The sequence below is a fragment of the Pseudomonas sp. KBN10P06128 genome (genome assembly GCF_037574945.1).
In the GTDB taxonomy this organism is placed as follows: domain Bacteria; phylum Pseudomonadota; class Gammaproteobacteria; order Pseudomonadales; family Pseudomonadaceae; genus Pseudomonas; species Pseudomonas aeruginosa.
Window position 1 is genome coordinate 365,811 of the sequence record NZ_JBBELR010000001.1, and the last position, 24,503, is coordinate 390,313.

At 68.0% G+C, this 24,503-nt stretch carries 23 protein-coding genes; 10 read left to right on the forward strand and 13 right to left on the reverse strand.

The features are described 5' to 3' along the window. Positions 1-442 precede the first annotated feature (442 nt). From gabD to VQ065_RS01655, 3 genes are all read left to right on the forward strand, one after another. Positions 443-1,894 (forward strand): NADP-dependent succinate-semialdehyde dehydrogenase, encoded by a 1,452-nt coding sequence (gene gabD, locus VQ065_RS01645; RefSeq protein ID WP_003084198.1) that lies wholly within the window; start codon positions 443-445, stop codon positions 1,892-1,894. A gap of 244 nt (positions 1,895-2,138) precedes the next feature. Continuing rightward, a complete protein-coding gene (gabT, locus tag VQ065_RS01650; protein ID WP_003084201.1) occupies positions 2,139-3,419 on the forward strand; it encodes a 4-aminobutyrate--2-oxoglutarate transaminase in 1,281 nt (426 codons plus the stop codon). A gap of 317 nt (positions 3,420-3,736) precedes the next feature. Then, entirely contained in the window at positions 3,737-4,936 is a 1,200-nt protein-coding gene (locus tag VQ065_RS01655) for an HDOD domain-containing protein (RefSeq protein WP_003084206.1), read from the forward strand. 170 nt (positions 4,937-5,106) lie between these two features. On the opposite strand, the gene pdxR is transcribed toward VQ065_RS01655, so the two are convergent. Then, on the reverse strand, positions 5,107-6,528 hold the full coding sequence (pdxR, locus tag VQ065_RS01660) for a MocR-like pyridoxine biosynthesis transcription factor PdxR (protein ID WP_003084208.1): 1,422 nt from the start codon (positions 6,526-6,528) through the stop codon (positions 5,107-5,109). Positions 6,529-6,654: 126 nt separating this feature from the next. On the opposite strand from pdxR, the gene VQ065_RS01665 reads away from it, so the two are divergent. The 3 genes from VQ065_RS01665 to VQ065_RS01675 are packed head-to-tail and all read left to right on the forward strand — an operon-like array spanning position 6,655 to position 7,829. Further along, entirely contained in the window at positions 6,655-7,092 is a 438-nt protein-coding gene (locus VQ065_RS01665; RefSeq protein WP_003084211.1) for a carboxymuconolactone decarboxylase family protein, read from the forward strand. 11 nt (positions 7,093-7,103) lie between these two features. Next, positions 7,104-7,511, forward strand: coding sequence for a cupin domain-containing protein (locus VQ065_RS01670; RefSeq protein WP_003084212.1), 408 nt, complete (start codon positions 7,104-7,106; stop codon positions 7,509-7,511). Between the two features lie 33 nt (positions 7,512-7,544). Beyond that, the gene (locus tag VQ065_RS01675; RefSeq protein ID WP_003084214.1) at positions 7,545-7,829 is read left to right on the forward strand and encodes an antibiotic biosynthesis monooxygenase family protein; all 285 of its coding nucleotides are present in this window, start codon (positions 7,545-7,547) and stop codon (positions 7,827-7,829) included. Here the strand turns inward: VQ065_RS01675 and VQ065_RS01680 are convergent. From VQ065_RS01680 to VQ065_RS01695, 4 genes are all read right to left on the reverse strand, one after another. Further along, the gene (locus VQ065_RS01680) at positions 7,826-8,758 is read right to left on the reverse strand and encodes a LysR family transcriptional regulator (protein WP_003084217.1); all 933 of its coding nucleotides are present in this window, start codon (positions 8,756-8,758) and stop codon (positions 7,826-7,828) included. The genes VQ065_RS01675 and VQ065_RS01680 overlap by 4 nt on opposite strands. 49 nt (positions 8,759-8,807) lie before the next feature. Continuing rightward, complete coding sequence (locus VQ065_RS01685; protein WP_023094307.1) at positions 8,808-10,022, reverse strand: cyanate transporter; 1,215 nt, start codon at positions 10,020-10,022, stop codon at positions 8,808-8,810. Positions 10,023-10,184: 162 nt separating this feature from the next. After that, positions 10,185-10,955 carry a hypothetical protein gene (locus VQ065_RS01690; RefSeq protein ID WP_003084221.1) on the reverse strand — a complete coding sequence of 257 codons (771 nt, stop codon included), beginning with the start codon at positions 10,953-10,955 and terminating at the stop codon, positions 10,185-10,187. Between the two features lie 108 nt (positions 10,956-11,063). Further along, the gene (locus tag VQ065_RS01695; RefSeq protein WP_003084223.1) at positions 11,064-11,750 is read right to left on the reverse strand and encodes a Crp/Fnr family transcriptional regulator; all 687 of its coding nucleotides are present in this window, start codon (positions 11,748-11,750) and stop codon (positions 11,064-11,066) included. A gap of 75 nt (positions 11,751-11,825) precedes the next feature. Between VQ065_RS01695 and VQ065_RS01700 the strand changes: the two genes are divergently transcribed. Next, entirely contained in the window at positions 11,826-12,341 is a 516-nt protein-coding gene (locus VQ065_RS01700) for an Mpo1 family 2-hydroxy fatty acid dioxygenase (RefSeq protein WP_003084225.1), read from the forward strand. A 39-nt stretch (positions 12,342-12,380) separates the two neighbouring features. Here VQ065_RS01700 and VQ065_RS01705 read toward each other — a convergent pair whose 3' ends face one another. After that, complete coding sequence (locus VQ065_RS01705) at positions 12,381-13,139, reverse strand: M48 family metallopeptidase (protein ID WP_003084230.1); 759 nt, start codon at positions 13,137-13,139, stop codon at positions 12,381-12,383. 171 nt (positions 13,140-13,310) lie between these two features. Then, positions 13,311-14,063, reverse strand: coding sequence for a sulfite exporter TauE/SafE family protein (locus tag VQ065_RS01710; RefSeq protein ID WP_014603496.1), 753 nt, complete (start codon positions 14,061-14,063; stop codon positions 13,311-13,313). 93 nt (positions 14,064-14,156) lie between these two features. On the opposite strand from VQ065_RS01710, the gene VQ065_RS01715 reads away from it, so the two are divergent. Next, positions 14,157-14,855: an ArsR/SmtB family transcription factor gene (locus VQ065_RS01715; protein WP_003112933.1), complete on the forward strand. Its 699-nt coding sequence runs from the start codon at positions 14,157-14,159 to the stop codon at positions 14,853-14,855. 13 nt (positions 14,856-14,868) lie between these two features. Here VQ065_RS01715 and VQ065_RS01720 read toward each other — a convergent pair whose 3' ends face one another. From VQ065_RS01720 to VQ065_RS01745, 6 genes are all read right to left on the reverse strand, one after another. After that, positions 14,869-15,858 (reverse strand): sulfate/molybdate ABC transporter ATP-binding protein, encoded by a 990-nt coding sequence (locus tag VQ065_RS01720; RefSeq protein WP_003084237.1) that lies wholly within the window; start codon positions 15,856-15,858, stop codon positions 14,869-14,871. A gap of 3 nt (positions 15,859-15,861) precedes the next feature. Beyond that, positions 15,862-16,731, reverse strand: a complete 870-nt coding sequence (cysW, locus tag VQ065_RS01725) for a sulfate ABC transporter permease subunit CysW (protein WP_003084239.1) — start codon at positions 16,729-16,731, stop codon at positions 15,862-15,864. A 10-nt stretch (positions 16,732-16,741) separates the two neighbouring features. Then, complete coding sequence (gene cysT, locus VQ065_RS01730; RefSeq protein WP_003084241.1) at positions 16,742-17,560, reverse strand: sulfate ABC transporter permease subunit CysT; 819 nt, start codon at positions 17,558-17,560, stop codon at positions 16,742-16,744. A 161-nt stretch (positions 17,561-17,721) separates the two neighbouring features. Further along, complete coding sequence (locus VQ065_RS01735) at positions 17,722-18,720, reverse strand: sulfate ABC transporter substrate-binding protein (RefSeq protein WP_003084243.1); 999 nt, start codon at positions 18,718-18,720, stop codon at positions 17,722-17,724. Between the two features lie 176 nt (positions 18,721-18,896). Continuing rightward, complete coding sequence (gene oscA, locus VQ065_RS01740) at positions 18,897-19,079, reverse strand: sulfur starvation response protein OscA (protein ID WP_003084246.1); 183 nt, start codon at positions 19,077-19,079, stop codon at positions 18,897-18,899. A 163-nt stretch (positions 19,080-19,242) separates the two neighbouring features. Next, on the reverse strand, positions 19,243-21,525 hold the full coding sequence (locus tag VQ065_RS01745; protein ID WP_003084250.1) for a putative bifunctional diguanylate cyclase/phosphodiesterase: 2,283 nt from the start codon (positions 21,523-21,525) through the stop codon (positions 19,243-19,245). A gap of 171 nt (positions 21,526-21,696) precedes the next feature. On the opposite strand from VQ065_RS01745, the gene desA reads away from it, so the two are divergent. After that, positions 21,697-22,875, forward strand: a complete 1,179-nt coding sequence (gene desA, locus VQ065_RS01750) for a delta-9 fatty acid desaturase DesA (RefSeq protein ID WP_340080330.1) — start codon at positions 21,697-21,699, stop codon at positions 22,873-22,875. Positions 22,876-23,103: 228 nt separating this feature from the next. Beyond that, entirely contained in the window at positions 23,104-24,489 is a 1,386-nt protein-coding gene (locus VQ065_RS01755; RefSeq protein WP_003084254.1) for a sodium:solute symporter, read from the forward strand. Positions 24,490-24,503: the final 14 nt, after the last annotated feature.

A 24,503-nucleotide genomic window follows, 5' to 3' on the forward strand; every position in this document is an offset into this window, starting at 1 on the left:
CCTAGGATTCGTTTGAGATTTCAAACGCCCCCAAAGCCACAACAACAGGAGACCGGGGAATTGGCATCAGTTCAGCCGGCCGCGTGCCCCTGGAATGACCTCTTTCTGACCTGCCCGTCGCTCGTCCGGCCTTTCGCGCTGCCGGGCCGCCGTGGTGCCGGCGTGGCGTTTCGTCCGCAATCCCTTTCCCGCACGAGTCTTTCGTATCCTCCCCGACGCCTGTCGGCGGTCGCGTTCGTCCGCGTCCGCCCGTTGCGCACGGTGGCCGGCCGGTAACGGCGACGCCGCTGGCACAGGGCGCAGGAAATGGAACACCGGGGCGCTGGCCCTTTCGAATAACCAGCAGGCAACACTTTCCGGTTACAACCGAACCAGACAACCAGGCACGCGGGGTAGTCGAGGTAGACCCGCTGCTCACGGCATTCCTCGAAGGAGACAGGTCATGCAACTCAAAGATGCCAAGCTGTTCCGTCAACAAGCCTACGTCGATGGCGCCTGGGTGGATGCCGACAACGGCCAGACCATCAAGGTGAACAACCCGGCCACCGGCGAGATCATCGGCAGCGTGCCGAAGATGGGCGCCGCCGAGACCCGCCGCGCCATCGAGGCTGCCGACAAGGCCCTGCCGGCCTGGCGCGCGCTGACCGCCAAGGAGCGCGCCAACAAGCTGCGCCGCTGGTTCGACCTGATGATCGAGAACCAGGACGACCTGGCCCGCCTGATGACCATCGAGCAGGGCAAGCCGCTGGCCGAGGCCAAGGGCGAGATCGCCTACGCCGCCTCCTTCCTCGAATGGTTCGGCGAAGAAGCCAAGCGCATCTACGGCGACACCATTCCCGGCCACCAGCCGGACAAGCGCATCATCGTGATCAAGCAGCCGATCGGTGTGACCGCGGCCATCACGCCGTGGAACTTCCCCTCGGCGATGATCACCCGCAAGGCCGGCCCGGCCCTGGCCGCCGGCTGTACCATGGTGCTCAAGCCTGCTTCGCAGACCCCGTATTCCGCCCTGGCCCTGGCCGAGCTGGCAGAGCGCGCCGGCATTCCGAAGGGCGTGTTCAGCGTGGTCACCGGTAGCGCCGGCGAAGTCGGCGGCGAGCTGACCAGCAACCCGATCGTGCGCAAGCTGACCTTCACCGGTTCCACCGAAATCGGCCGCCAACTGATGGCCGAGTGCGCCCAGGACATCAAGAAGGTGTCCCTGGAGCTGGGCGGCAACGCGCCGTTCATCGTGTTCGACGACGCCGACCTGGACGCCGCCGTCGAGGGCGCGCTGATTTCCAAGTACCGCAACAACGGCCAGACCTGCGTCTGCGCCAACCGCCTGTACGTGCAGGACGGCGTGTACGACGCCTTCGTCGACAAGCTGAAGGCCGCCGTGGCCAAGCTGAACATCGGCAACGGCCTGGAAGCCGGCGTGACCACCGGTCCGCTGATCGACGCCAAGGCCGTGACCAAGGTCGAGGAACACATCGCCGACGCGGTCTCCAAGGGCGCCAAGGTGGTTTCCGGCGGCAAGCCGCACGCCCTCGGCGGCACCTTCTTCGAGCCGACCATCCTGGTCGACGTGCCGAAGAACGCCCTGGTGTCCAAGGACGAGACTTTCGGCCCGCTGGCGCCGGTGTTCCGCTTCAAGGACGAGGCCGAGGTCATCGCCATGTCCAACGACACCGAGTTCGGCCTGGCGTCCTACTTCTACGCCCGCGACCTGGCCCGCGTGTTCCGCGTCGCCGAGCAACTGGAGTACGGCATGGTCGGCATCAACACCGGCCTGATCTCCAACGAAGTGGCGCCGTTCGGCGGCATCAAGGCCTCGGGCCTGGGCCGCGAAGGCTCCAAGTACGGGATCGAGGACTACCTCGAGATCAAGTACCTCTGCCTGGGCGGTATCTGAGTCCGGCGAGAAACGCATCCGGAGGGGCCGGACGGCAGGCAAGAGCTGCGCCGTCCGGTGTCGACGTTGCCGGTGGTGGCACCGGACGAACCGGGAGTCGCGGTCGCCGATCGCGAAGCGGCTCCGAGCCCTGGCGGGCCTGCAAGTCCCGAGGCAGTCGATCATCGCATGCTGCCTTGGGGAGCTTCCTTCCCGCCTTCATCCTTTGACCCGGCCGACCCGATGAGCGGCCACTGAGGAAGCCATGAGCAAGACCAACGAATCCCTGCTGAAGCGTCGCCAGGCCGCGGTACCCCGCGGCGTGGGCCAGATCCACCCGGTCGTCGCCGAGCGCGCCGAGAACTCCACCGTCTGGGACGTGGAAGGCCGCGAGTACATCGACTTCGCCGGCGGCATCGCCGTGCTGAACACCGGCCACCTGCATCCGAAGGTGATCGCCGCGGTCCAGGAGCAACTGGGCAAGCTGTCCCACACCTGCTTCCAGGTGCTGGCCTACGAACCCTACATCGAGCTGGCCGAGGAAATCGCCAAGCGCGTGCCGGGCGACTTCCCGAAGAAGACCCTGCTGGTCACCTCCGGCTCCGAAGCCGTCGAGAACGCCGTCAAGATCGCCCGCGCCGCCACCGGTCGCGCTGGCGTGATCGCCTTCACCGGCGCCTACCACGGCCGCACCATGATGACCCTGGGCCTGACCGGCAAGGTGGTCCCGTACTCCGCCGGCATGGGCCTGATGCCGGGCGGCATCTTCCGCGCCCTGGCGCCCTGCGAACTGCACGGCGTGAGCGAGGACGACTCCATCGCCAGCATCGAGCGCATCTTCAAGAACGATGCCCAGCCCCAGGACATCGCCGCGATCATCATCGAGCCGGTGCAGGGCGAGGGTGGCTTCTACGTCAACTCCAAGTCCTTCATGCAGCGCCTGCGCGCCCTTTGCGACCAGCACGGCATCCTGCTGATCGCCGACGAAGTGCAGACCGGCGCCGGCCGTACCGGCACCTTCTTCGCTACCGAGCAACTGGGCATCGTTCCTGACCTGACCACCTTTGCCAAGTCGGTCGGCGGCGGCTTCCCGATCTCCGGCGTGGCCGGCAAGGCCGAGATCATGGACGCCATCGCGCCCGGCGGCCTGGGCGGCACCTATGCCGGCAGCCCGATCGCCTGCGCCGCGGCCCTGGCCGTGCTGAAGGTGTTCGAGGAAGAGAAGCTGCTGGAACGTTCGCAAGCCCTCGGCGAGCGCCTCAAGGCCGGCCTGCGCGAGATCCAGGCCAAGCACAAGGTGATCGGCGACGTTCGTGGCCTGGGTTCGATGGTGGCCATCGAGCTGTTCGAGGGCGGCGATACCCACAAGCCGGCCGCCGAGCTGGTCAGCAAGATCGTCGTCCGTGCGCGCGAGAAGGGCCTGATCCTGCTCTCCTGCGGCACCTACTACAACGTCATCCGCTTCCTCATGCCCGTCACCATCCCCGACGCGCAACTGGAGAAGGGCCTGGCCATCCTGGCCGAGTGCTTCGACGAACTCGCTTAAGCTTCACCGGCAAAGCGATACCCCCGAGGCCCGCGCGGGCCTTTCTTTCAGAGGCTTCACGGAAACGGAAGCCTCTTTTTTCTGCCAGGGTTTTCCGCGAAACGCCCGACGAACGGTTTTCCCCTGTTACCCTTGGGCGCCTGGCGCATACGAATCCTCCCGCATTCCTCCGGTCGTACCGTTCGAGGCGATTAGGACAGGTCCTAGAGGCGCACCGTGTTCGCCCGTCATACCCTTGTGTGCCCGCGGGCCGTGTTGTGCCCGCCTGTCATGCCTGGTGCGTCCCGCTCGGTTCGCCAGGTTCGAAGAGGAACGCCATGAGTGCCGCGAAAAAGGCCCCCGTCATCCTGATTGCCGACCCGGACCCCTGGAGTCGCGACTTGCTTGGCCAACTGGTCCTCGGCGTGCGTTGCGATGCCCGGCTGGTCCTCTGCGGCGATGGCGGAGAAGCGCTGGCGCATTGCCGGCGCCGGCGCTTCGCGTTGATCCTGGCCGAGCTGAACCTGCCGCAGGTGGATGGCTTCGAGCTGCTGCGCGAAGCGCGCCTGCGCCGCTCGGTCGCCGAGCAGCCGTTCATCCTGATCAGCGACCGCGCCGACCAGGCCAGCGTGCGCGCCGCCGTGGCACTGGCGCCGACCGCCTACCTGGTGAAGCCGTTCCAGGCCGAGAACCTGATGCAACGCCTGCGAGGGTTGTTGCTGAAGGGCGACGAAGTGGTCGCCTGTCCGCTGCCGGAGCGGGACGCGGGCGAGAACCTGGAGGCTTTCCTCGAACGCGCGCGCGACTCCGCGGAGGGGGCGCCGTTGCTGGCCGACGTGCGTGCCGCCAGCGATCGTTGCCTGAGCGCCGAGGAGCATCCGCTGCGCGTGCTGGAGGATGAGTTCGGTCGCGACCCGCAGATCACCGCTGGCCTGATCGCCGCCGCCAACAGCGCCGCCCGGCACGTCGGTCCGGCCTGCCAGACCCTGGGCCAGGCCCTGCGGCGGCTGGGACTCGGGCACAGCCTGAACCTGGTGCTCGGTTTCAGTCTGCAGCGGGCCATCCAGCTCGGCGAGCCGCTGCTGGCCGAGCGCGCCATGCACTTCTGGGATCTTTCGCAACGTTGCGCGGACATCGCCTGGGAACTGGCCGACGCCCTCGGCGCGGACGTCGAGCGCTGCTATACCGCAGGGCTGCTGCATCGCCTGGGCGACCTGGCGCTGCTGCGGACATTGCAGGATTGGTGCGATGGCGGCGGCGCGCTGGACGAGGCGCGCCTCGACGAGCTGCTGGGGCGTTTCGGCGCCAGCTTCGGCTCGGCCCTGCGGGCGCGTTGGCGGCTGCCGCTGGAGCTGCGCCGGCTGATCGCTGCTGCGTACCAGTTCGGTGGCGTGCTTTCCCGCGAAGAGCTGATCCTCAGCCTGGCGACCCAGGCCGCCAGCCTGCCCGAGGACGACGCGGAGCAACTGGCCGAGAGCAAGGCTGCCCGCATGCTCGGGCTGGACGGCGAACGACTGGCGAAACTGCTGCAGCCCTGAGCCGTCCTCGCCGGGCCTTTGCAAGGGGCGGCGCCTCCAGTAGGGCGGATAACGCGGTGCGTCATGCGCCGCTGGGCATGGGGCGCGGTTGCAATCGAGCCTCTGGCCGGGGAGATCGGCACCTACCTGCGCGCCGCCGAGTTGCCGGCCGTGGATGGGCGGAAGCGCGCCTAGCGCCGCAGCTCGGCGCGCAACAGGTCCAACGCCGGGTCGATGTCGTCCCGTTCGATGCAGCCGAAGCCGAAGAGGAAGCCGGCCTGTGCCGGGGTTTCCGCGTAGAAGGGCGGCAGGGTGCCGACCTCCAGGCCTTGCTGGCGCAAATGACGGGCGATGCGCAGCACATCCAGCGGTTCGCGACAGCGCGCCGCGAGGTGGATCCCGGCCACCGCCGGCAGCGCTTCGAGCCAGGGGCTCAGGTCGCCGTGCAGGCGTCCCAGCAGGCGCCGGCGACGCTGGGCGTATTCGCGTTGCAGGCGGCGCGTATGGCGGGCGAAGTCGCCGCGCTGGATGAACAGCGCGAGGGCGCGTTGCTGCAAGGTCTCGCTGTGCCGGTCGACCAGCTTGCGCGCCGCCAGCACCGCTTCGCGCAGGCTTGCCGGCGGCAGCAGGTAGCCGAGGCGCAGCTCGGGGAAGAGGGTCTTGGAAAAGGTCCCGAGGTAGGCCACCTGGCCGTTCCGGTCGAGGCTGCGCAGCGACTCCAGCGAACGCCCGTCGAAGCGGTACTCGCTGTCGTAGTCGTCCTCGATGATCAGCGCCCGGTGGCGCTGCGCCCAGTCCAGCAACTGCAGGCGCCGCTCCAGGCTCATCGGCATGCCCAGCGGGAACTGGTGCGACGGGGTGACGTAGACCAGCTTGGCGTTGTCCGGCAGCAGGTCGACGCGCAGCCCCTCGGCGTCCACCGGCACTCCGCGCACCTCGGCGCCGGTGGCCAGCAGGCTGGCGCGGGCCGGCGGATAACCGGGTTCCTCGACCACCGCCAGGTCGCCGGGGTCGAGCATCACCCGGGCCAGCAGGTCGAGTCCCTGCTGGGCGCCCTGGGTGACCATCAGGGCGTTCCAGTCGCACTGCACGGCGCGGTTGATCGCCAGGTAGCGGGAGATCGCCAGGCGCAGTTCGGGGTCGCCTTCGGTTTCCTTGTAGAACGCCGGCGAGCGCTGTTGCAGGCGTAGCGCCTGGAGCACGCAGGTACGCCAGGTATCGAAGGGAAAGCGGCGCTTGTCGGTCGTGCCGCCGGCGAAGCTGTAGCGGAGCGGTGCTCGCTGGTCCATCAGACCGGACTGCGGTTCGATGCGTGCCCAGCGCGCGGCCGGCCGCAGCGGACCGTCGGCGCGCTGCGGCGGCGCTTCCCCGGCGGGCCCGCGGGCGACGAAGGTGCCGCTGCCGACCCGGCCTTCGAGGAAGCCCTCGCTGGTGAGGCGCTCGTAGGCTTCGCTGACGGTCTTGCGCGACACTTCCAGGCGTTCGGCAAGGTAGCGCGTGGCTGGCAGGCGATCGCCGGTGGCCAGGCGACCGTGGAGGATCGCGTCGCGCAGCTGGCGATAGAGCTGGCCGACCAGGTCGTGGCGGCCGTCGAGGATCAGTTGCAGTTCCATGGCGAAATTGGCTACCTGGTATTTCTGGTAATTGGCTCTTCGTGGAAGCCAAAGGCAGGCTTAGTGTTACCCCATGCCGCGCCGCTTTCCACTCTCGCGGCTGCCAATCAGCCAAGGAGATTCGCCATGACCACCCGCCTCGAATGGGCCAAAGCCTCCCCCGACGCCTATGCCGCCATGCTCGGCCTGGAAAAGGCCCTGGCCAAGGCCGGCCTGGAACGCCCGCTGATCGAACTGGTCTACCTGCGCACTTCGCAGATCAACGGTTGCGCCTACTGCGTGAACATGCATGCCAACGACGCGCGCAAGGCCGGCGAGACCGAGCAGCGTCTGCAAGCGCTCTGCGTCTGGCAGGAAACCCCCTACTTCACCCCGCGCGAGCGCGCCGCCCTGGCCTGGACCGAGCAACTCGCCCGCCTCAGTCAGGGGCCGTTGCCGCACGGCCTGCTCGACGAACTGCGCGAGCACTTCGACGACAAGGAGATCGCCGAACTGACCCTGGCGGTCTCGGCCATCAACGCCTGGAACCGCTTCGGCGTCGGCATGGGCATGCAACCGGAGTGAGGTGGGCGGCGATGAAGGCCAATCGATCGATCGCCTGCCTGCTGCTCGCCGCGCTGCCGACGCTGGCCAGCGCCCATGCTGCGGAGAAGGTGGAAACCCTGCGCGACCAGGCCCTGGCCGAGATTCCCGGCCATCGTGGGTTGATGCTGACGGTGTCGTTCAAGCCCGGCCAGGTCTCCGCGCCCCATGTGCATCCCGGCTCGGTGTTCGTCTACGTGCTCGAAGGCACCGTGCAGACGCAACTGGAAGGCGGCCCGGTGGAGACCTACACGGTGGGCCAGAGCTGGTACGAGCCGGCGAACGTGCCGCACCTGCTGGCACGCAATCCCGATCCGATGAAGCCTGCCAAGTTGCTGGTCTGGGAGTTGCTCAAGGAGGGCGACCCGATCCTCAAGCCACTGGAGCGCGGCGCCCACTGAGGCGTCGCTCGTTCGTCCGAAGGAGCGTCCGTCATGAGCGCCAGCCAGGTCATCCGTATTCGCGCGCGCAACGGTCAGTCGGAACGGCTTGGCCTGCGCCTGCAACAACTGGTCGAACCGGGGCTGGAGGCGCCGGGTTGCCAGGAGTACCAGGTGCGCAGGGACGCCCTCGAGCCGGATCTCTGGCTGGTGTGCAGCCAGTGGCGGGAAGCGCAGCAGATGTTCGACTACCTGGCCGGCGGCATCCAGCAGGTATTCGCCGAAGTGCTCTGGCGCTCCCTGGCGGCGAGCCTCGAAGTGCAGGATGACGCAGGCTAGAGCAAACCCAGCTCGGCGCAGACGATCAGCACCTGTTCGCGCAGCCAGAGGTTCGCCGGGTCCTGGTCGGCGGCACGGCTCCATGACAGGTGCAGGGCGAACGGCGGCAGCCCTGACGGTGCGAGGCAGGCGCGATGGCGGCCATCGTCGAGCAGCGCGTGGATACGTCGCGGCAGCATCAGCACGAAGTCGCTGCCCGACAGCAGTTGCAGGGCGGCGACGTAGCTGTTGGCGCGCGCGGCGACTTCGCGGCTGCGGTCCTGGCGTCGCAGCCACGTGTCCACCAGGTTGGCGTTGCTGGCGTCGAGCGGGGTCGGGAAGACGAAGCGGCGCCGGCAGAACTCGTCCAGTTCCAGGCGCTCGTGGCGCGGCTGGGCACGATCCTGCACGCAGAGCAGTTCGTCGCTGAACAGGGCGAGCGCCTGTAGCTCCGGTGCCGGTCGGTGGTACTCGGGACCGAAGTCGAAGACCAGGTCGACCTGGCCGTCGAGCAATGCTTCGGTGGGCAGTTCGGGACCCAGGCGGCGGATGTCCAGGCCGATCCTCGGGCCGTTGGCGGCGAGCCGTCGCAGGAGTGCCGGAAGGATCAGCAGCTCGACGTATTCCGGCGCGCAGAGGGTAAAGGTACGCGGCTCGCCACGCGGGTCGAAGCTGCCCTGGGCGGCGTGACAGGCGTTTATGCGGGCAAGCATTTCCTCCACATGGGGCAGCATGGCGCGACTCTTGTGGGTCGGCTGCATGCCGCCGCGGGTGGCGATGAACAGCTCGTCGTCGAAGGCCTGGCGCAGCTTCTTCAGGCAGTAGCTGACCGTCGACGGGCTGAGGCTCAGGTGTTCGGCGACCTCGACGAGGTTCTGTCGTTGGTGGACCTGGAGGAAGACCAGCAGGTCCTGCATGTCGACCTTGCGCAGGCCGTTGGCGATCAGCATCGGGGCGTCCTGACGGCGTCGGGAGCGCCATCAGAACCCGTCCCCTTCCTCAGCGCAAGCTTTCGGCGCCGACGCCTCGCGCCTGCCGCTCGGCGAACAGTGCCGCATAGCGCCGTGGGTCGAAGCGCAGACCCAGTCCCAGCAGCAGCGCCGCCACCGCGGTCAGTCCGAGCCAGGCGCCGGTGAAGCTGCCGAGGCTGTCGCGCAGCAGCCCGGCGATCCACGGCGAGACCCCGGCGATCAGGTAGCCGGCGCCTTGTACCAGGGCAGCCAGTTGACCGGCGCGTTGCGGCGCGTCGAAGTGGTCGAGGCAGACGATCAAGCCCATGGGGAACAGCCCGCCGATGCCCAGTCCGAGGCACAGCGCCCAGAGCAGCGGCAGGCTGGCCGGCGCCCAGGCGAGGCCGAGGAAGCCGGCCAGCATCAGCGCCGTTAGCCCGACCAGCACCGGGCGGCGATCCCGCGAGCGGCTGGCCAGGGCCGGCGCGAGCAACCCGGAGAGCACCTCCATGGCCGTCAGGAAACCGAGCAGCAGCCCGGATTCCTGGGCGCTCCAGCCCTGCTCCAGGTAATAGGGCGCGAGCCAGGCCAGCACGCAGGTGTAGCAGGCCGTGCCGAGGCCGAAGAACAGGACCAGCAGCCAGGTCCGCGGATAGCGCAGGAGGCTCCTGCCGGGCTGCGCGGCGGGCAGGCGCAGGCGGGTGCCGGGTTGCAGCCACCAGGCCAGCAGCGCGAGCGCGGCGAGCGCCGCCCAGGCACCGAGGCCGAGCCGCCAGCCGGCGTGCTCCGCCAGGGTCGGCGCGGCGCTGGCGGACAGCGCCGCGCCAGCCATGATGGCGGTGACATAGAGCCCCATGCAGAGCGGCGTGCGCGCGCCGAAACGGGCCTTGATCAGGGCCGGCATCAGCGCCTGGATCAGGGCGATGCCGAGGCCGGCGAGCATGGCGCTGCCGAGCAGGTCGGGCAGGCCTCGGCTGCCCAGGCGCAGGGCGCTGGCGGCGCCGATCAGCAGCAGGGCGAGGGCCACCGAACGCCACTCGCCGACGCGGCGGGCGATGCCCAGGCCGAAGAACATGCCGAGGCCGAGGGTCAGCACCGGCAGGGCGGTCAGCAGCGAGACGTCGCCGAAGCTGAGCGCGATCTCGCCGCGCATGGCGTTCAGCAGTGGGCCGACGGCGGCCATGGAGGGCCGCAGGTTGAGGCCGACCAGGACGATGGCGGCCATCAGCCAGAGGGTGCGGCCGGGTGGGGTGGCAGTGGGCATGGCGATCTCCTTTCGGGAGCACCATTGCGCCTGCGCCAGGGCGTGGCGGCAAATCAAAATCCGCAGGGCGGATTCGAAAAAATGCGCTGGCCAGGGAGTCGGGGCGGACGCTGGCGCAGCGTGGCGAGTGGCGAGGTTATCCGCCCCGTGCGGCGCGTGGCCTCACTCCGCACTCAAGCGCATCAGGCTTTCGCTCAGGGCCCGCGCGTGGCGGTCGACGATGATCGGCGCCCAGGGCCTGCCGGAAGCGCTGACCAGCGCGCTGCTCTTGCTGTTCAGGTCGCGCAGGGCCTGGCTCAGGTACTCCCAGCGGTTTTCCAGTTTCTTCAGTCCAGCCGGGTTGGCGCTTTGCGCCACCAGCAGGGCGATGCGCCGGTCGATCAGCGGGACCAGCACGCTCTCGTCCTGGCCGAGATAGTCCCGGGGCTGTTCGCGGGCAATCTCCAGCCCGCCCAGGTAGGCGCGCGCCAGGTATTGCAGGGACAGGTACTCGACCCGCACCGGCAACTGCCAGAGCGGCAGGGGCTGGCCTGGCGGGGGCGGCGGCACCTGGCGTTCCACCAGGTTGAGGAAGTCACGCAGGGCGCGGCTCAGTTGCTGCGGGTAGCGCCAGGGCAGGTCCTCCTCGCGGGGGCCGTAGGCCGCGCCTTCACGGATGCGCGCCACCAGCGCCCTTTCGCCTTGCCGCAGGAGCACCCCCTCGGGGGCGGCGGCGAGCGCGCGGTCGAGGCTGGCGAGATCCTTCTCCAGTTGCGCCGCGTGCTGTTCCTGGAAGCCCTCGCCGCGCAGCAGCAACAGGCTGCCCACCGCGCGACAGGCCTGGACCTGCAGTTGTTGCAGGGCGCGTTGCTGGTCGTCTAGGGCGGCACGCGCCGGCAGCGCCAGCAACAGGCAGCAAAGACAGAGGACAGCGGGAAGCGCGGGACGGAGCATGGGGAGATCCTGTTGTTGTCGTTATGGATATCCGCACCGAGGGCAGGTGCCCTGCACACGGTAGCCGGCCATGGCGCGCCTGCAAGCGTTCGAAAGTGTGATTCGCGCTCAGCCGTGGGTGGCCGCGCGCAGGCCGGCGAGGTCGAGGATCTCGATGCCGCCGTAGCTGAGCTGGAGGATGCCCTGGGCTTCGAGGTCCTTGAGGATCTGGTTGGTGGTCTGCCGCGACAGCGACAGCATCAATGCCAGCTGTTCCTGCGGCAGGTGCAGGACCTGCCGGCTGCGGCTGTTGTCGTAGCCCTCGGCGAGCATCAGCAGGCGCCGCGCCAGGCGTTGCGCGGCCGGCAGCAGGGCCATCTCTTCCAGGGCGATGAATGCCAGGCGCAGCTTGTGGCTCATCAGCAGGGCCATGTCGCGCCAGTAATGCGGCTCGCGGCGAAGCAGTTCGAGCAGCGCCGCCTGCGGTACCTGGAGTAGCTGGGTGTGGCCTTCGGCGTAGGCGTCGTGGGTGCGCGCCTGGCCGTCGAACAGGGCGATCTCGCCGAACCAGTGCGGTGCTTCCACCAGGATCAGCAGCGCCTCCTTGCCGTTCTCGCTGACCGCGCTGATACGGATCGCGCCCTCGACCACGCAGTACAGTCCGCAGGGCGCGTCGCCGCGGGCGAACAGGCGCTGGCCCGGCGGCAACTGGCGCGGTTGGGCGAGTGCCAGCAGGTGCGTCTGCAAGGCCTCCGGCAAACCCTGGAACCAGCGGTCGGCCTGGAGTTGCGAACGGTAGTCGGTACGCTCGTTCATGTTTGTCGTCTAGCTGACAGAGTGGAAAACCGGGGCGGCGCGATGATGCGAGAACCCTGGCGTGAGACCACAACAATGAAAACCCTAGTCGATCACCTTGCGCAATACGCCGCCTACCACCGCGACCGGCGCAACATCTTCAGCCATTTCATCGGCATTCCGATGATCGTCCTCTCCATCGCCGTGTTGCTGGCGCGGCCGGCGCTGGGGTTCGGCCTGTCTCCGGCGCTGCTGCTGGCGCTCGCCGCGGCGCTGTTCTACCTGCGCCTGGACCTGCGCTTCGGCGCGGCCATGACGGCGCTGCTGGCGCTGACGGTGTGGGGCGCTGCGCAATTGGCGGCGGGGACTACCGCGGCCTGGCTGGGCTGGGGCGTCGGCCTGTTCGTGGTCGGCTGGATCATCCAGTTCGTCGGTCATTACTACGAAGGGCGCAAGCCGGCCTTCGTCGACGATCTCAGCGGGTTGATCGTCGGTCCGCTCTTCGTGCTGGCGGAACTGGCCTTTCTGCTGGGGCTGCGCGGCGACGTGCAGCGCGAGGTCGAGGAGCGCGCCGGCCCGACCTGCATTCGCGAGCACAAGCGGGCGGCGTGAGAAGGTCTCCCGCGAGCGCGGGAGACCGGGGCGGGAGCGTTACTTGCGATCCGCAGCGATGCGCTGGCGGATGTGATCGGCGCGGGCCTGGGAGCCCGGGTGCGAATCGAACATGCTGCTGTCGCCGCCGCCCAGCTTGGCCAGCTTCTCGAAGGCGGTGACCAGGCCCTGGGTGTTCACTCCGCGCTTCTTCAGTAGCTCGTAGGAGAAATCGTCGGCGTCGGATTCCTGGGACTGGGAGAACTGCGCGTTGACCAGCGATTCGGTGAGTTCGCCCAGCTGGGAGCCGGACAGGGCGGCCAGCGCGCCGCTCTTCGAGGCGCCGGCGGCGCCGCGCACCGCGGCGGCCGCGTAGGCGGTCTGGGCGGCCTTGCGGGTGTGGCCGAGGGCGACGTGGCCCATCTCGTGGCCGAGCACGCCTTCGATCTCGTTGTCGCTCATCAGCTCCATGAGCCCGCTGTAGACGCGGATGCAGCCGTTGGCCATGGCCCAGGCGTTGACCTCCTCGGTGAGGTAGACCTTGTAGTTCACCGGCACGCCGTCGATCTGGTCGCCCAGGGCCTTGGCGATCTTGTCCAGGCGCTGGCCGTACTTGCTGTTGGCCGGGGCGATGCGGTTCTGCTGGTCGGACTCGGCGCAGGCCTGGTCGGCGACCTGGCGGACCTCGGCGTCGCTCAGGGTTGCAGCCTTCACCGCCATCATGCCGTGCTGCATGAGGTCCCCCTGGGGCAGGTTCTGGCAGCCGGCCAGGGTGGCGCAGGCGAGGGCCAGGGCGGAAAGGGAAAGACGGGTCTTCATCGTGTGCTCCTTGCGATAGGTGGCGTTCCGTGCCGGACGGGCGTGTTCCGCCCGGTGCCGCGCGCCCGGTGGGGGTCGCGCGGCGGCGGATGATAGCGGCTTGTGCCGTTCGTCGGAAGTCCCGCGAAGGCCGCAGGCCCGCCCTGGCGGGTGCGCAATGCGTCCCTGGCGTCAGTGGAAACCGCGCCAGGCGAGGTCGGCGCCGAGCAGCAGGAGACCGACGAAGAAGCAGCGCCTGAACAGCGCCGCGCTGATCCGCTGGCGCAGCCACTGGCCGAGGAGCATCCCGCCCAGCGCCGGGACCAGGGTCAGCAGCGAGGCACCGAGCATCTGCGGTTCGAGCAGGTCGCCATGCACGCCGAGAGTGACCGCCAGGGCCAGGGTCGAGGCGCTGAACGACAGGCCGAGGGCCTGGACCAGTTCGTCGCGCTGCAATCCTAGGGCTCCCAGGTAGGGCACCGCGGGAATCACGAAAACCCCGGTGACTGCGGTCAGCGCGCCGGTCGCCAGCCCGACCAGCGGGCCGGCCCAGGGCTCGTGGCGTGCCGGCAGGTGCAGCGGGATCGCGGCCAGGCCGAGCAGCGCGTAGGCCGCCAGGGCCAGGCCGAGCACGCCGGTGGCCTGCCTTGGCGCGTCGCCGCCGAGCCATGCGCCGACCAGCAGGGTGCCCACGACCACCCCGAGCAGCAGGCCGGCCAGGCGCTTCATCAAGCCGAGGAAGCGCGGGCCGCAGGCGAGCTGCCAGAGGTTGGTCACCATCGACGGTACGATCAGCAGCGCCGCCGCCTGCATCGGCGGCATGGCCAGGCCGAGCAGGCCCACCGAGACCGTCGGCAGGCCCAGGCCGACCACGCCCTTGACGAAGCCAGCGAGAAGGAAGGTGAGGGCGATCAGCGGGATCAGGGCGTGGAGGTCGACGGACATGCGGGTTCTTCCTTGTCTCGGGCTGGCGCGAACGGGCGATGGCGGCCAGTATCTCTCGTCGTCGACAGGCAATGTTTCATCCGGAGGTGAAGCATGCAATTCAATCCCGGCTTCAGTTCGCTGGCGGCGCTGCTCGCCGATCCCGGCCGCGCGCAGATGATCTGGGCACTGATGGATGGCAGCGCCCGCCCGGCCAGCGAGCTGGCGCTGCTGGCGGGCGTCTCGCCGTCCTCCGCCAGCGGCCACCTGGGACGGCTGGTCGAGGGCGGCGTGCTGAGCCTGGAGGCGCGCGGGCGCAATCGCTTCTATCGCCTGGCCGGGCCCGAAGTGGGACAGGCGGTGGAAGCGCTGGCCAGCGCCTCCCTGGCCCTGCAGCCGCAGCGGCGCAGCCTGCCGCCGAGCCACGGCACGCCGTCGGCGTTGCGCGAGGCGCGGACCTGCTACGACCACCTGGCCGGCGAACTCGCGGTCGGTGTGTTCGCACGGATGCTGGATGCCGGCTGGATCGAGCAGGAGGGCAGGACGCTGCGCCTGAGCGCGACCGGCGAGGCCGGGCTGGCCGGGTTGGGGATCGACCTGGCGGAGGTCCGCCGCCGCCGTCGGCAGTTCGCCTGCGCCTGCCCCGACTGGAGCGAACGCAAGCCGCACCTCGGCGGCGCGCTGGGGGCGGCGTTGCTGGAGGCCTGTCTGCGCCAGGGCTGGTTGCGGCCGCAGGACGGCTCGCGGGCGTTGCAGGTGTCGTCGAAGGGCCGCGCGGGACTGCGCGGCCTGGCGGAGCGCACGGCGGGCTGAACCCGCCGCGGGATCAGAGATTGGCCACCGGCTGGAAGGCCTTCGGCTTGAAGTAGAGGGTCTCGCCGCGGGCCAGGCCGGCCAGGCTGTCGTGGTCCTTCACCACTTCGGCTTCGATCAGTTCGTCCTGGCCGTCGACCTTCAGCGTTACCCGGGTGATCGCCCCCAGCGGACGGATGTCGCGGACCTCGGCGGCGCGGTGCTCGGCCACCGCGGAACGCGACAGCGACACTTCGTGGGGGCGGAACAGCAGGTGCTGGTCGTTGCCCAGTTGCAGGCGGTTGGAGTCGCCGAGGAAGTGGTAGACGAAATCGCTGGCCGGGTTCTCGTAAACCTCGCCGGGCGAGCCGATCTGCTCGATCACGCCCTTGTTCATCACCACGATGCGGTCGGCCACTTCCATCGCCTCTTCCTGGTCGTGGGTGACGAACACCGAGGTCAGGTTGATCTCCTCGTGCAGGCGCGCCAGCCAGCGGCGCAGCTCCTTGCGCACCTTGGCGTCGAGGGCGCCGAAGGGTTCGTCGAGGAGCAGGATCTTCGGCTCCACCGCCAGCGCGCGGGCCAGGGCGATACGCTGCCGCTGGCCACCGGAGAGCTGCTCGGGATAGCGGTCGGCGAGCCAGTCGAGCTGCACCATGTTGAGCAGCTCGTGGACCTTGGCCTTGATCGCGGACTCGCCCGGCCGCTCGCCCTTGGGCTTCATGCGCAGGCCGAAGGCGACGTTGTCGAACACCGTCATGTGGCGGAACAGCGCGTAGTGCTGGAAGACGAAGCCGACGTTGCGGTCGCGCACGTCGTGCTGCGAGACGTCCTCGCCATGGAACACGATGTTGCCGGCGTCCGGGGTTTCCAGCCCGGCGATGATCCGCAGCAGGGTGGTCTTGCCGCACCCGGAGGGGCCGAGCAGGGCCACCAGCTCGCCGCTCTGGATGTCCAGGTTGATGTCGTCCAGGGCCTTGAAGGCGTTGAAGTTCTTGCTGACGTTACGGATTTCGATGCTCATGGTTCATTCCTCGTCAGCATTGCTTTTCAGTCGGGACATGCGGGATTCGCTCCACTGCTTGAGCAGAAGGATGACCAGCGCCATCAGCAGCAACAGGCTGGCGACGCTGAAGGCGGCGACATGGTTGTATTCGTTGTAGAGGATCTCGACGTGCAGCGGCAGGGTGTTGGTGACGCCGCGGATGTGTCCGGAAACCACCGACACCGCGCCGAACTCGCCCATCGCCCGGGCGGTGCAGAGCACCACGCCGTAGATCAGGCCCCACTTGATGTTCGGCAGGGTCACGTGCCAGAACATCTGCCAGCCGTTGGCGCCGAGCAGGCGGGCGGCCTCCTCTTCCTGGGTGCCCTGTTCCTGCATCAGCGGGATCAGTTCGCGGGCGACGAAGGGCACGGTGACGAAGAGGGTCGCCAGGACGATGCCGGGCACCGCGAAGACGATCTGGATGTCGTGGTCGCTCAGCCATTCGCCGAAGTAGCCCTGGGCGCCGAACAACAGCACGTAGATCAGGCCGGCGATCACCGGCGAGACCGAGAACGGCAGGTCGATCAGGGTCACCAGGATGCTCTTGCCGCGAAACTCGAACTTGCTCACGCACCAGGCGGCGGCGACGCCGAACAGCAGGTTGAGCGGCACCGAGATGGCCACCGCGATCAGGGTCAGCTTCAGCGCGGCCAGCGCGTCGGGTTCGAGGATCGCCTCGAAGAAGGTGCCGAAACCCTGCTTCAGCGCCTCGCTCAGGACCACGTAGAGCGGCAGCAGGAGGAACAGGGCGAAGACCAGCCAGGCCAGGACGATCAGGGCCAGGCGGCCGCCGGCGTTGCCGCGGCGGGAGGCGCTGGCGGTGGCAGCGGAAATGCTTGCACTGGACATGGCGCCCTCCTTACGGGGTTTCGATGCGGCGCTGCAGCAGGTTGATCAGCAGCAGCAGGATGAAGGACACCACCAGCATCAGCACGCCGATGGCGGTGGCGCCGGTGTAGTCGTACTGGTCCAGCTTGACCATGATCAGCAGCGGCAGGATCTCGGTCTTCATCGGCATGTTGCCGGCGATGAAGATCACCGAGCCGTATTCGCCGACGCCCCGGGCGAAGGCCAGGGCGAAACCGGTCAGCCAGGCCGGCAGCAGCGCCGGCACGAGGATATGGCGGAACACCTGCAGCGGCCTGGCGCCGAGGCAGGCGGCGGCTTCCTCGACTTCCTTGGGAATGTCGGCGAGCACCGGCTGCACCGTGCGGACCACGAACGGCAGGGTCACGAAGGTCAGCGCCAGGGTGATCCCCAGGGGGGTATAGGCGATCTTGAAGCCGAGGTCGCTGGCGAACTGGCCGACCAGGCCGGCCGGCGCATAGAGCGCGGTGAGGGCGATACCGGCGACGGCGGTGGGCAGGGCGAAGGGCAGGTCGATCATGGCATCGATGATCTTCCGTCCGGGGAATTCGTAGCGCACCAGGACCCAGGCCAGCAGCGTGCCGATCAAGCCGTTGAGCACGGCGGCGGCGAGCGCGGTGCCGAAGCTCAGCTTGAGCGCGGCGAGCACCCGCGGCGCGCTGATGATGGCCCAGAATTGCTCCCAGCTGAGCTGGGTGGTCTTGAGGAACATGGCCCCCAGCGGGATCAGGACCAGCAGGCTGAGGTACACCAGGGTGTATCCCAGGGTCAGCCCGAAGCCGGGTATGACCGGGGAAATGCGTCGTGACATGTTCTGTCCTTACTCTGCGTTGGAACGCTTGGTGGCTCTCCCGGTGCCGGTTCCTTCCGGCAGTGGGCCCGGTACGGGACCGGGCCTGCTAGCCCCCTCGCCCGTCCGGGAGAGGGTCTGGGAGAGGGGCCGTGGTTCGGGCGACGGGTCTGCCGTCGCGATCATTGCGCCTGGTAGATCTGGTCGAAGATGCCCCCGTCGTTGAAGAACTTCGGCTGGGCCGTCTTCCAGCCGCCGAAATCGGAGTCGACGGTGACCAGGTTCAGTTTCGGGAACTGCGTGGCGAACTCGGCGGCGACCTTCTGGTTGCGCGGCCGGTAGAAGTTCTGCGCGGCGATGCGCTGGCCTTCCTCGCTGTACAGGTATTGCAGGTAGGCCTCGGCGACCTTGCGGGTGCCTTTCTTCTCGACCACCTTGTCGACCACCGCGACCGGCGGTTCGGCGAGGATGGAGATGGAGGGTACGACGATCTCGAAGTTTTCCCCGCCCTGTTCCTTCTTCGCCAGGAACGCCTCGTTCTCCCAGGCCAGCAGCACGTCGCCGATCTGGTTGTTGACGAAGGTGATGGTCGAGCCGCGGGCGCCGGTGTCGAGTACCGGTACGTGCTTGTACAGCGCCTGCACGTAGTCCTTGGCCTTCTCGTCGCTGCCGTACTGCTTCTTCGCCCAGGCCCAGGCGGCGAGGAAGTTCCAGCGCGCGCCGCCGGAGGTCTTCGGGTTCGGCGTGATGACTTCCACGCCTTCCTTGGTCAGGTCGCCCCAGTCCTTGATGCCCTTGGGGTTGCCCTTGCGCACCAGGAACACGATGGTCGAGGTGTAGGGGGTGCTGTTGTCCGGCAGGCGTGCCTGCCAGTCGGCCGGCAGCAGCTTGCCGAGCTTGTGCAGTTCGTCGATGTCGCCGGCCAGGGCCAGGGTCACCACGTCGGCCTTGAGCCCGTCGATCACCGCGCGGGCCTGCTTGCCGGAGCCGCCGTGGGACTGCTGGACGGTCAGGTCCTCGCCGCCCTGGGCCTTCCAGTGCTTGATGAAGGCCGCGTTGTAGGCCTGGTACAGCTCGCGGGTCGGGTCGTAGGAAACGTTCAGCAGTTGCGTGGCTGCGGCAACCGGGCCGGAGACCAGGGCGCTGGCGAGTGCGGCCAGGGCGAAACGACGAAGGGACATGTGCAGCTCCTAGGTGTGTGCTGTTTCGATTGTTCTAATGGGGTGTTGGCGGAACGACGGGAACACGGGGCGTCAGGCGCGCATTCGCGGCCGACAGCTGCAGTACCGGTGCGGATGGGGTATCGAACGGATGTTCATGGCGAGACGCCTCCGGTGGTCCAGTCGGGTCGTGTGCTTCAGGCCTGCTTGACGGCCGGTTGCTGCAGACGGAATTTTTCCTTGCGCTCGATCTGCACCACCTGGCCGTTGTGCACGGTGATCTCGACGGCGCCGAAGCGCAGGCCGCGCAGGGCACTCTGGATTTCACGCAGGATGGTGGCTTCGTCCTGGCCATCCAGGCTTCTGAGGGTTGCGCTCATGGGTCTCTGCTCCTGTGGCTCGAGGTGCCGCGTTGCTCGACGAAGTGGAGGCGGCGTGAGGCGCATAGTAAGCAGTGGGCAATATTCTTAAAAATATTGTTTAAGAATCTTTATAGGTAAAGTGGTTATAAGACGGCGAAGCGGCCCGGCTTCGCCGCCAGGCTCAGTCTTCCGGCAACGCCACGGGCGGCAGGTCGAAGCGCAGCGCTTCCGCCGGTTGCGGCCGTCCGTACCAGTAGCCTTGGCCGAAGTCGCAGCCATGTTCGCGCAGGAACAGCGCCTGGTCCTGGTGCTCGATACCCTCGGCAACCACCCGCAGGCCCATGCTTTGCGCCAGGGCAACGATCGCCCGGGCGATCGCGGCGTCGTCCACCGCGCCGGGCAGGCCGGCGACGAAGCCCTGGTCGATCTTCAGCTTGTGCACCGGCAGCCGCTTGAGGCGCATCAGCGAGGAATAGCCGGTGCCGAAGTCGTCGATGGCCAGGTTCACGCCGAGGATACGCAGGCGGCAGAGCAGGTTGAGGGACTGCTCGAAGTCCTCCATCACCGCGCTTTCGGTGACTTCCAGCTCCAGGTAGCGGGGCTCCAGCCCGGACTCTTCCAGGGCATTGGCGATCCTTTCTTCCAGGCCGCCGCGGTTGAACAGCCGGCTGGAGACGTTGACCGCGACGAACTCCAGCTCGACACCGCGCTGTTGCCACTCGCGCATCTGCCGGCAGGCACGCTTGAGCACCCAGTTGTCCAGCGCGGCGATCAGCCCGCATTCCTCCGCCACCGGGACGAACTCGCCTGGCGGCACCAGGCCGCGCTCGGGATGCTGCCAGCGCACCAGCGACTCGACGCCGACGATCCGCCCGCTGGCCAGGTCGTGCACCGGCTGGTAGTGGACGCGCAGTTCGTCGTGCTCCAGCGCATGGCGCAGGGCCGATTCCACCTGGACATGGGCGCGGGCCCGGGCGGTCAGCACGCGGGTGTAGAAGGCGTAGGCGTTACGCCCGCTGTCCTTGGCCTGGAACAGCGCGGCGTCGGCGTGTTGCATCAGGTGGTCGACGTCGCTGGCGTCTTCCGGGTAGAGGCTGACACCGAGGCTTGCGCTGATATAGATCGGCTGGCAGTGGATGTCGAACGGCGCGTTGAAACCGTCGAGGATGCGCTGCGAGAGTCGCGCGACGGCTTCCGGGTCGTCGTTCTCGACGAGGATGGCGAATTCGTCGCCGCCCAGTCGCGACAGCAGGCAGCGCTCGTCGAGCTGGTGTTGCAGGCGCTTGCTGACCTCCTTGAGGAGCATGTCGCCAGTTGTATGGCCGAGGCTGTCGTTGATGTGCTTGAAGTGGTCGAGGTCGATCAGCAGCAGGGCCCCGGCCACCGTCCGGTCCTTGCCGTTCTCCAGCGCCTGCTCGATGCGCTCGCGCAGCAGCACGCGGTTGGGCAGGCCGGTCAGCGAGTCGTGGTGGGCGAGGAAGTCCAGCTCGTTCTCCGAGCGCTTGATGCTGCTCAGGTCGGAGAACACCCCGACGTAGTGGGTCAGTTGGCCCTGGTCGTTGCGCACCGCGCGGATGTGCAGCCACTGCGGGTAGATCTCGCCGCTCTTGCGACGGTTCCAGATCTCTCCGCTCCAGACGTCCTGCTCGCGCAGGGCCAGCCACAGGCGCTGGTAGAACGCTTGGTCCTGGCGGCCGGAGCGGAGGATCGCCGGGGTCTTGCCGAGCACGTCCTCGGAACGGTAGCCGGTGATGCGCTCGAAGGAAGGGTTGACGTGCACGATCACCGCCTGGGCATCGGTGACCAGAACGCCCTCGCGGGTGCTGTCGAATACCGCCGCGGCCTGGCGCAGGTGGTCTTCCTTGAGCCGCTGCAGGGTGATGTCGCGGGCCACGCCGGTGTAGTGCAGCGGCTTGCCCAGGGCGTCGCGGAGGACCCGGCCGCGCGAGTGGATCCAGCGGTAGTCGCCGTCCTTGTGGCGCAGGCGGTAGATGTGGTCGAGATTGTCGGTCAGGCCCTGCAGGTGGTTGCGGTGGGCCTCCAGCACGGTGGCGTACTCTTCCGGGTGCAGGCGCTTCTTCCAGGTCTCGATGGGGTCGCCGAGTTCCTCCGGAGCGAGGCCGATCAGCGCGGCGTAGCCCGGCGAGACGAACATCCGGTCGGTCACCAGGTCCCAATCCCAGAGACCGTCGCGCACCGCTTCCAGGGCACGGTTCAGGCGCTGCTCGCTGCCGTGCAGTTCGTCGTAGGCCTGGGCCTTGCGGCGGAATTGGCGTACCAGGTAGAGGTACAGGAGCAGGCCGGTTGCGGCGAAGAAGAACAGCCGCTTGGCGGTCATCCAGAACACCAGCTGGTCGTGGTCCTGGACCTGGTTTTGTAACAAATGATCGCTCAGGAACGCCCAGGCGATGGCGATTGCGAGATAAGCCAGGCTCAGGCGAAGGGCACTCAGGCGGGGGCTCATGGGATTTTCAGTGGGCAATTATTGGCCGGGCAGTATAAATGATGGCCATCCGGCCCTGTTCATATCTAAAAGAACGGATGGTAATCCCCAGCCGCTTGGTGATAATGCCCCCAGGTTTTGTCAGACAAGGCCCTCATCACTCCCAAATCCCCCCGAGGTTCAGTACCGCCTATGTGGTTCAACGGTTTTCTCGACCTGTCGCCCTGGCAACTGGTGGCAGTTACCCTGGTGCTGACGCATATCACCATCGTCAGCGTGACCGTCTACCTGCATCGCTATTTCGCCCACCGTGCACTCGACCTGCACCCTGCGTTGCAGCACTTCTTCCGTTTCTGGTTGTGGTTGACCACAGGGATGAACACGCGCGAATGGACCGCGATCCACCGTAAGCACCATGCCAAGTGCGAGACCGTCGAGGATCCGCACAGCCCGGTGCACAAGGGCCTGTTCACCGTCCTGCGCGCAGGCGCGGAGCTGTACAAGGCCGAGGCGAAGAACCAGGACACCCTGCGCATCTACGGCAAGAACTGCCCGGACGACTGGATCGAGCGCAATCTCTACTCGCGCTTCCCGATCGGCGGCGTGGTGCTGATGGCGCTCATCGACCTGGCCCTGTTCGGCGCCCTTGGCCTGACCGTCTGGGCCGTGCAGATGGCATGGATTCCGTTCTGGGCCGCCGGCGTGGTCAACGGCCTCGGCCACGCGGTCGGCTATCGCAACTTCGAATGCCGCGACGCCGCCACCAACCTGGTGCCCTGGGGCATCCTCATCGGTGGCGAAGAGCTGCACAACAACCACCACACCTACCCGAACTCGGCCAAGCTGTCGGTGAAGAAGTGGGAATTCGACCTGGGCTGGGCCTGGATCAAGCTGTTCAGTTTCCTGCGCCTGGCCAGGGTCGCCCGGGTTGCGCCGATCGCCCATCGGGTCGAAGGCAAGCACAGCCTGGACATGGATACCGCCATGGCGATCCTCAACAACCGCTTCCAGATCATGGCGCAGTACCGCAAGCTGGTGATCGCGCCGCTGGTCAAACAGGAAGTGGCCAAGGCCGACGAGTCGGTGCGCCACCTGTTCCGCCGCGCCAAGCGCCTGCTGTCGCGCGAGACCAGCCTGCTGCAGGACCGCCACCACGTGCGCATCGACTCGATGCTCGCCCACAGCCAGGCGCTGAAGGTGATCTACGAGAAGCGCCTGGCGTTGCAGCAGATCTGGGCCAAGACCAGCGCCAACGGCCACGACATGCTGGCGGCGATCAAGGACTGGGTGCATGAGGCGGAAGCCAGCGGTATCCAGTCGTTGAAGGAGTTCGCCGCGCAACTGAAGACCTACTCGCTGCGTCCCGCCTGACGCCTGACGCGCCCTCGCGGGTGCGTCAGCCGCCTCTGCAACGCGCCGGCTCCTGCCGGCGCGTTGCGTTTCGGCGTCGCCAATGCGACGCCCCGCCGATACTTCTCTTCCTCCGCAAGTCGACTTGCCCGATCCGGGATTCAGCCCGGGCGGCGCCCGGCCTATCTTCTGCGTGCCCAGGCGCCACGCCGGGCGTCACGCAGAACAACAAGAAAAGGAGCGCGGGCGATGTTGCTGGATTACCTGATCATGCTGGTCTACGCCCTGGCCATGCTGGGCCTGGGCTGGTACGGAATGCGCAAGGCGAAGAGCCAGAGCGATTTCCTCGTCGCCGGACGCCGCCTCGGCCCCGGCCTCTACCTGGGAACCATGGCCGCGGTGGTGCTCGGCGGCGCGTCGACCATCGGTACGGTCAAGCTCGGCTACCAGTTCGGCCTGTCCGGCTTGTGGCTGGTGTTCATGCTCGGCCTGGGGATCATCGTCCTCAGCCTGGTGTTCTCGCGGCAGATCGCGCGCCTGCGGGTGTTCACCGTGACCCAGGTGCTGGAGCAGCGCTACCAGGCCTCCTCGCGCCTGATCGGCGGGGTGGTCATGGTCGCCTACGACCTGATGGTGGCGGTCACCGCGACCATCGCCATCGGCTCGGTCACCGAGGTGGTATTCGGCATCCCGCGGATCCCGGCGATCCTCTGCGGTGGCGGGATCGTCATCGTCTATTCGGTGATCGGCGGCATGTGGTCCCTTACGCTGACCGACATCATCCAGTTCGTGATCAAGACCGTCGGTATCTTCCTGGTCCTGCTGCCGTTGTCGATCGACGGCGCCGGTGGCCTGGCGCGCATGCAGGAGGTGCTGCCGGCGGGCTTCTTCGACCTCGGCCACATCGGCCTGGATACCATCCTCACCTACTTCCTCCTGTACTTCTTCGGCGCGCTGATCGGCCAGGACATCTGGCAGCGGGTGTTCACCGCGCGCAGCGAGACGGTGGTGCGCTACGCCGGGCTTGGTGCCGGCGTCTACTGCATGCTCTACGGCGCCGCCTGCGCGCTGATCGGCGCGGCGGCGCGGGTCCTCCTGCCGGACCTGGCGGTGCCGGAGAACGCCTACGCCGAGATCACCCGCGAGGTACTGGCGCCGGGCCTGCGCGGCCTGGAGGTGGCGGCCGCACTGTCGGCGATCATGTCCACCGCCAGCGGGTGCCTGCTGGCGGCGGCCACCGTGCTGCAGGAAGACATCTATGCGCGCTTCCTGCGCCCCGGTACCACCAGCGACATCCGCCTGAGCCGTTGCATCACCCTGCTGATGGGGGTGGCGATGCTGGTCCTGGCGTGCCTGGTCAACGACGTCATCGCGGCCCTGAGCATCGCCTACAACCTGCTGGTCGGCGGCCTGCTGGTGCCGATCGTCGGCGCGCTGCTGTGGCGTCGGGCCAGTCCGCAGGGAGCGATCGCCAGCATCGTCGCCGGTTGCCTGGCGGTGATCGCCTGCATGGCCCGCGACGGCCTGCTCGCCAACTCGCCGATCGTCTACGGCCTGCTGGCCAGCCTGGCGACCTTCGTCGCGGTCAGCCTGGCCACCCGTCCTGCCGCCAGCCTGCGAGCCCAGCCGGAATGAACCCACGGCGCCGG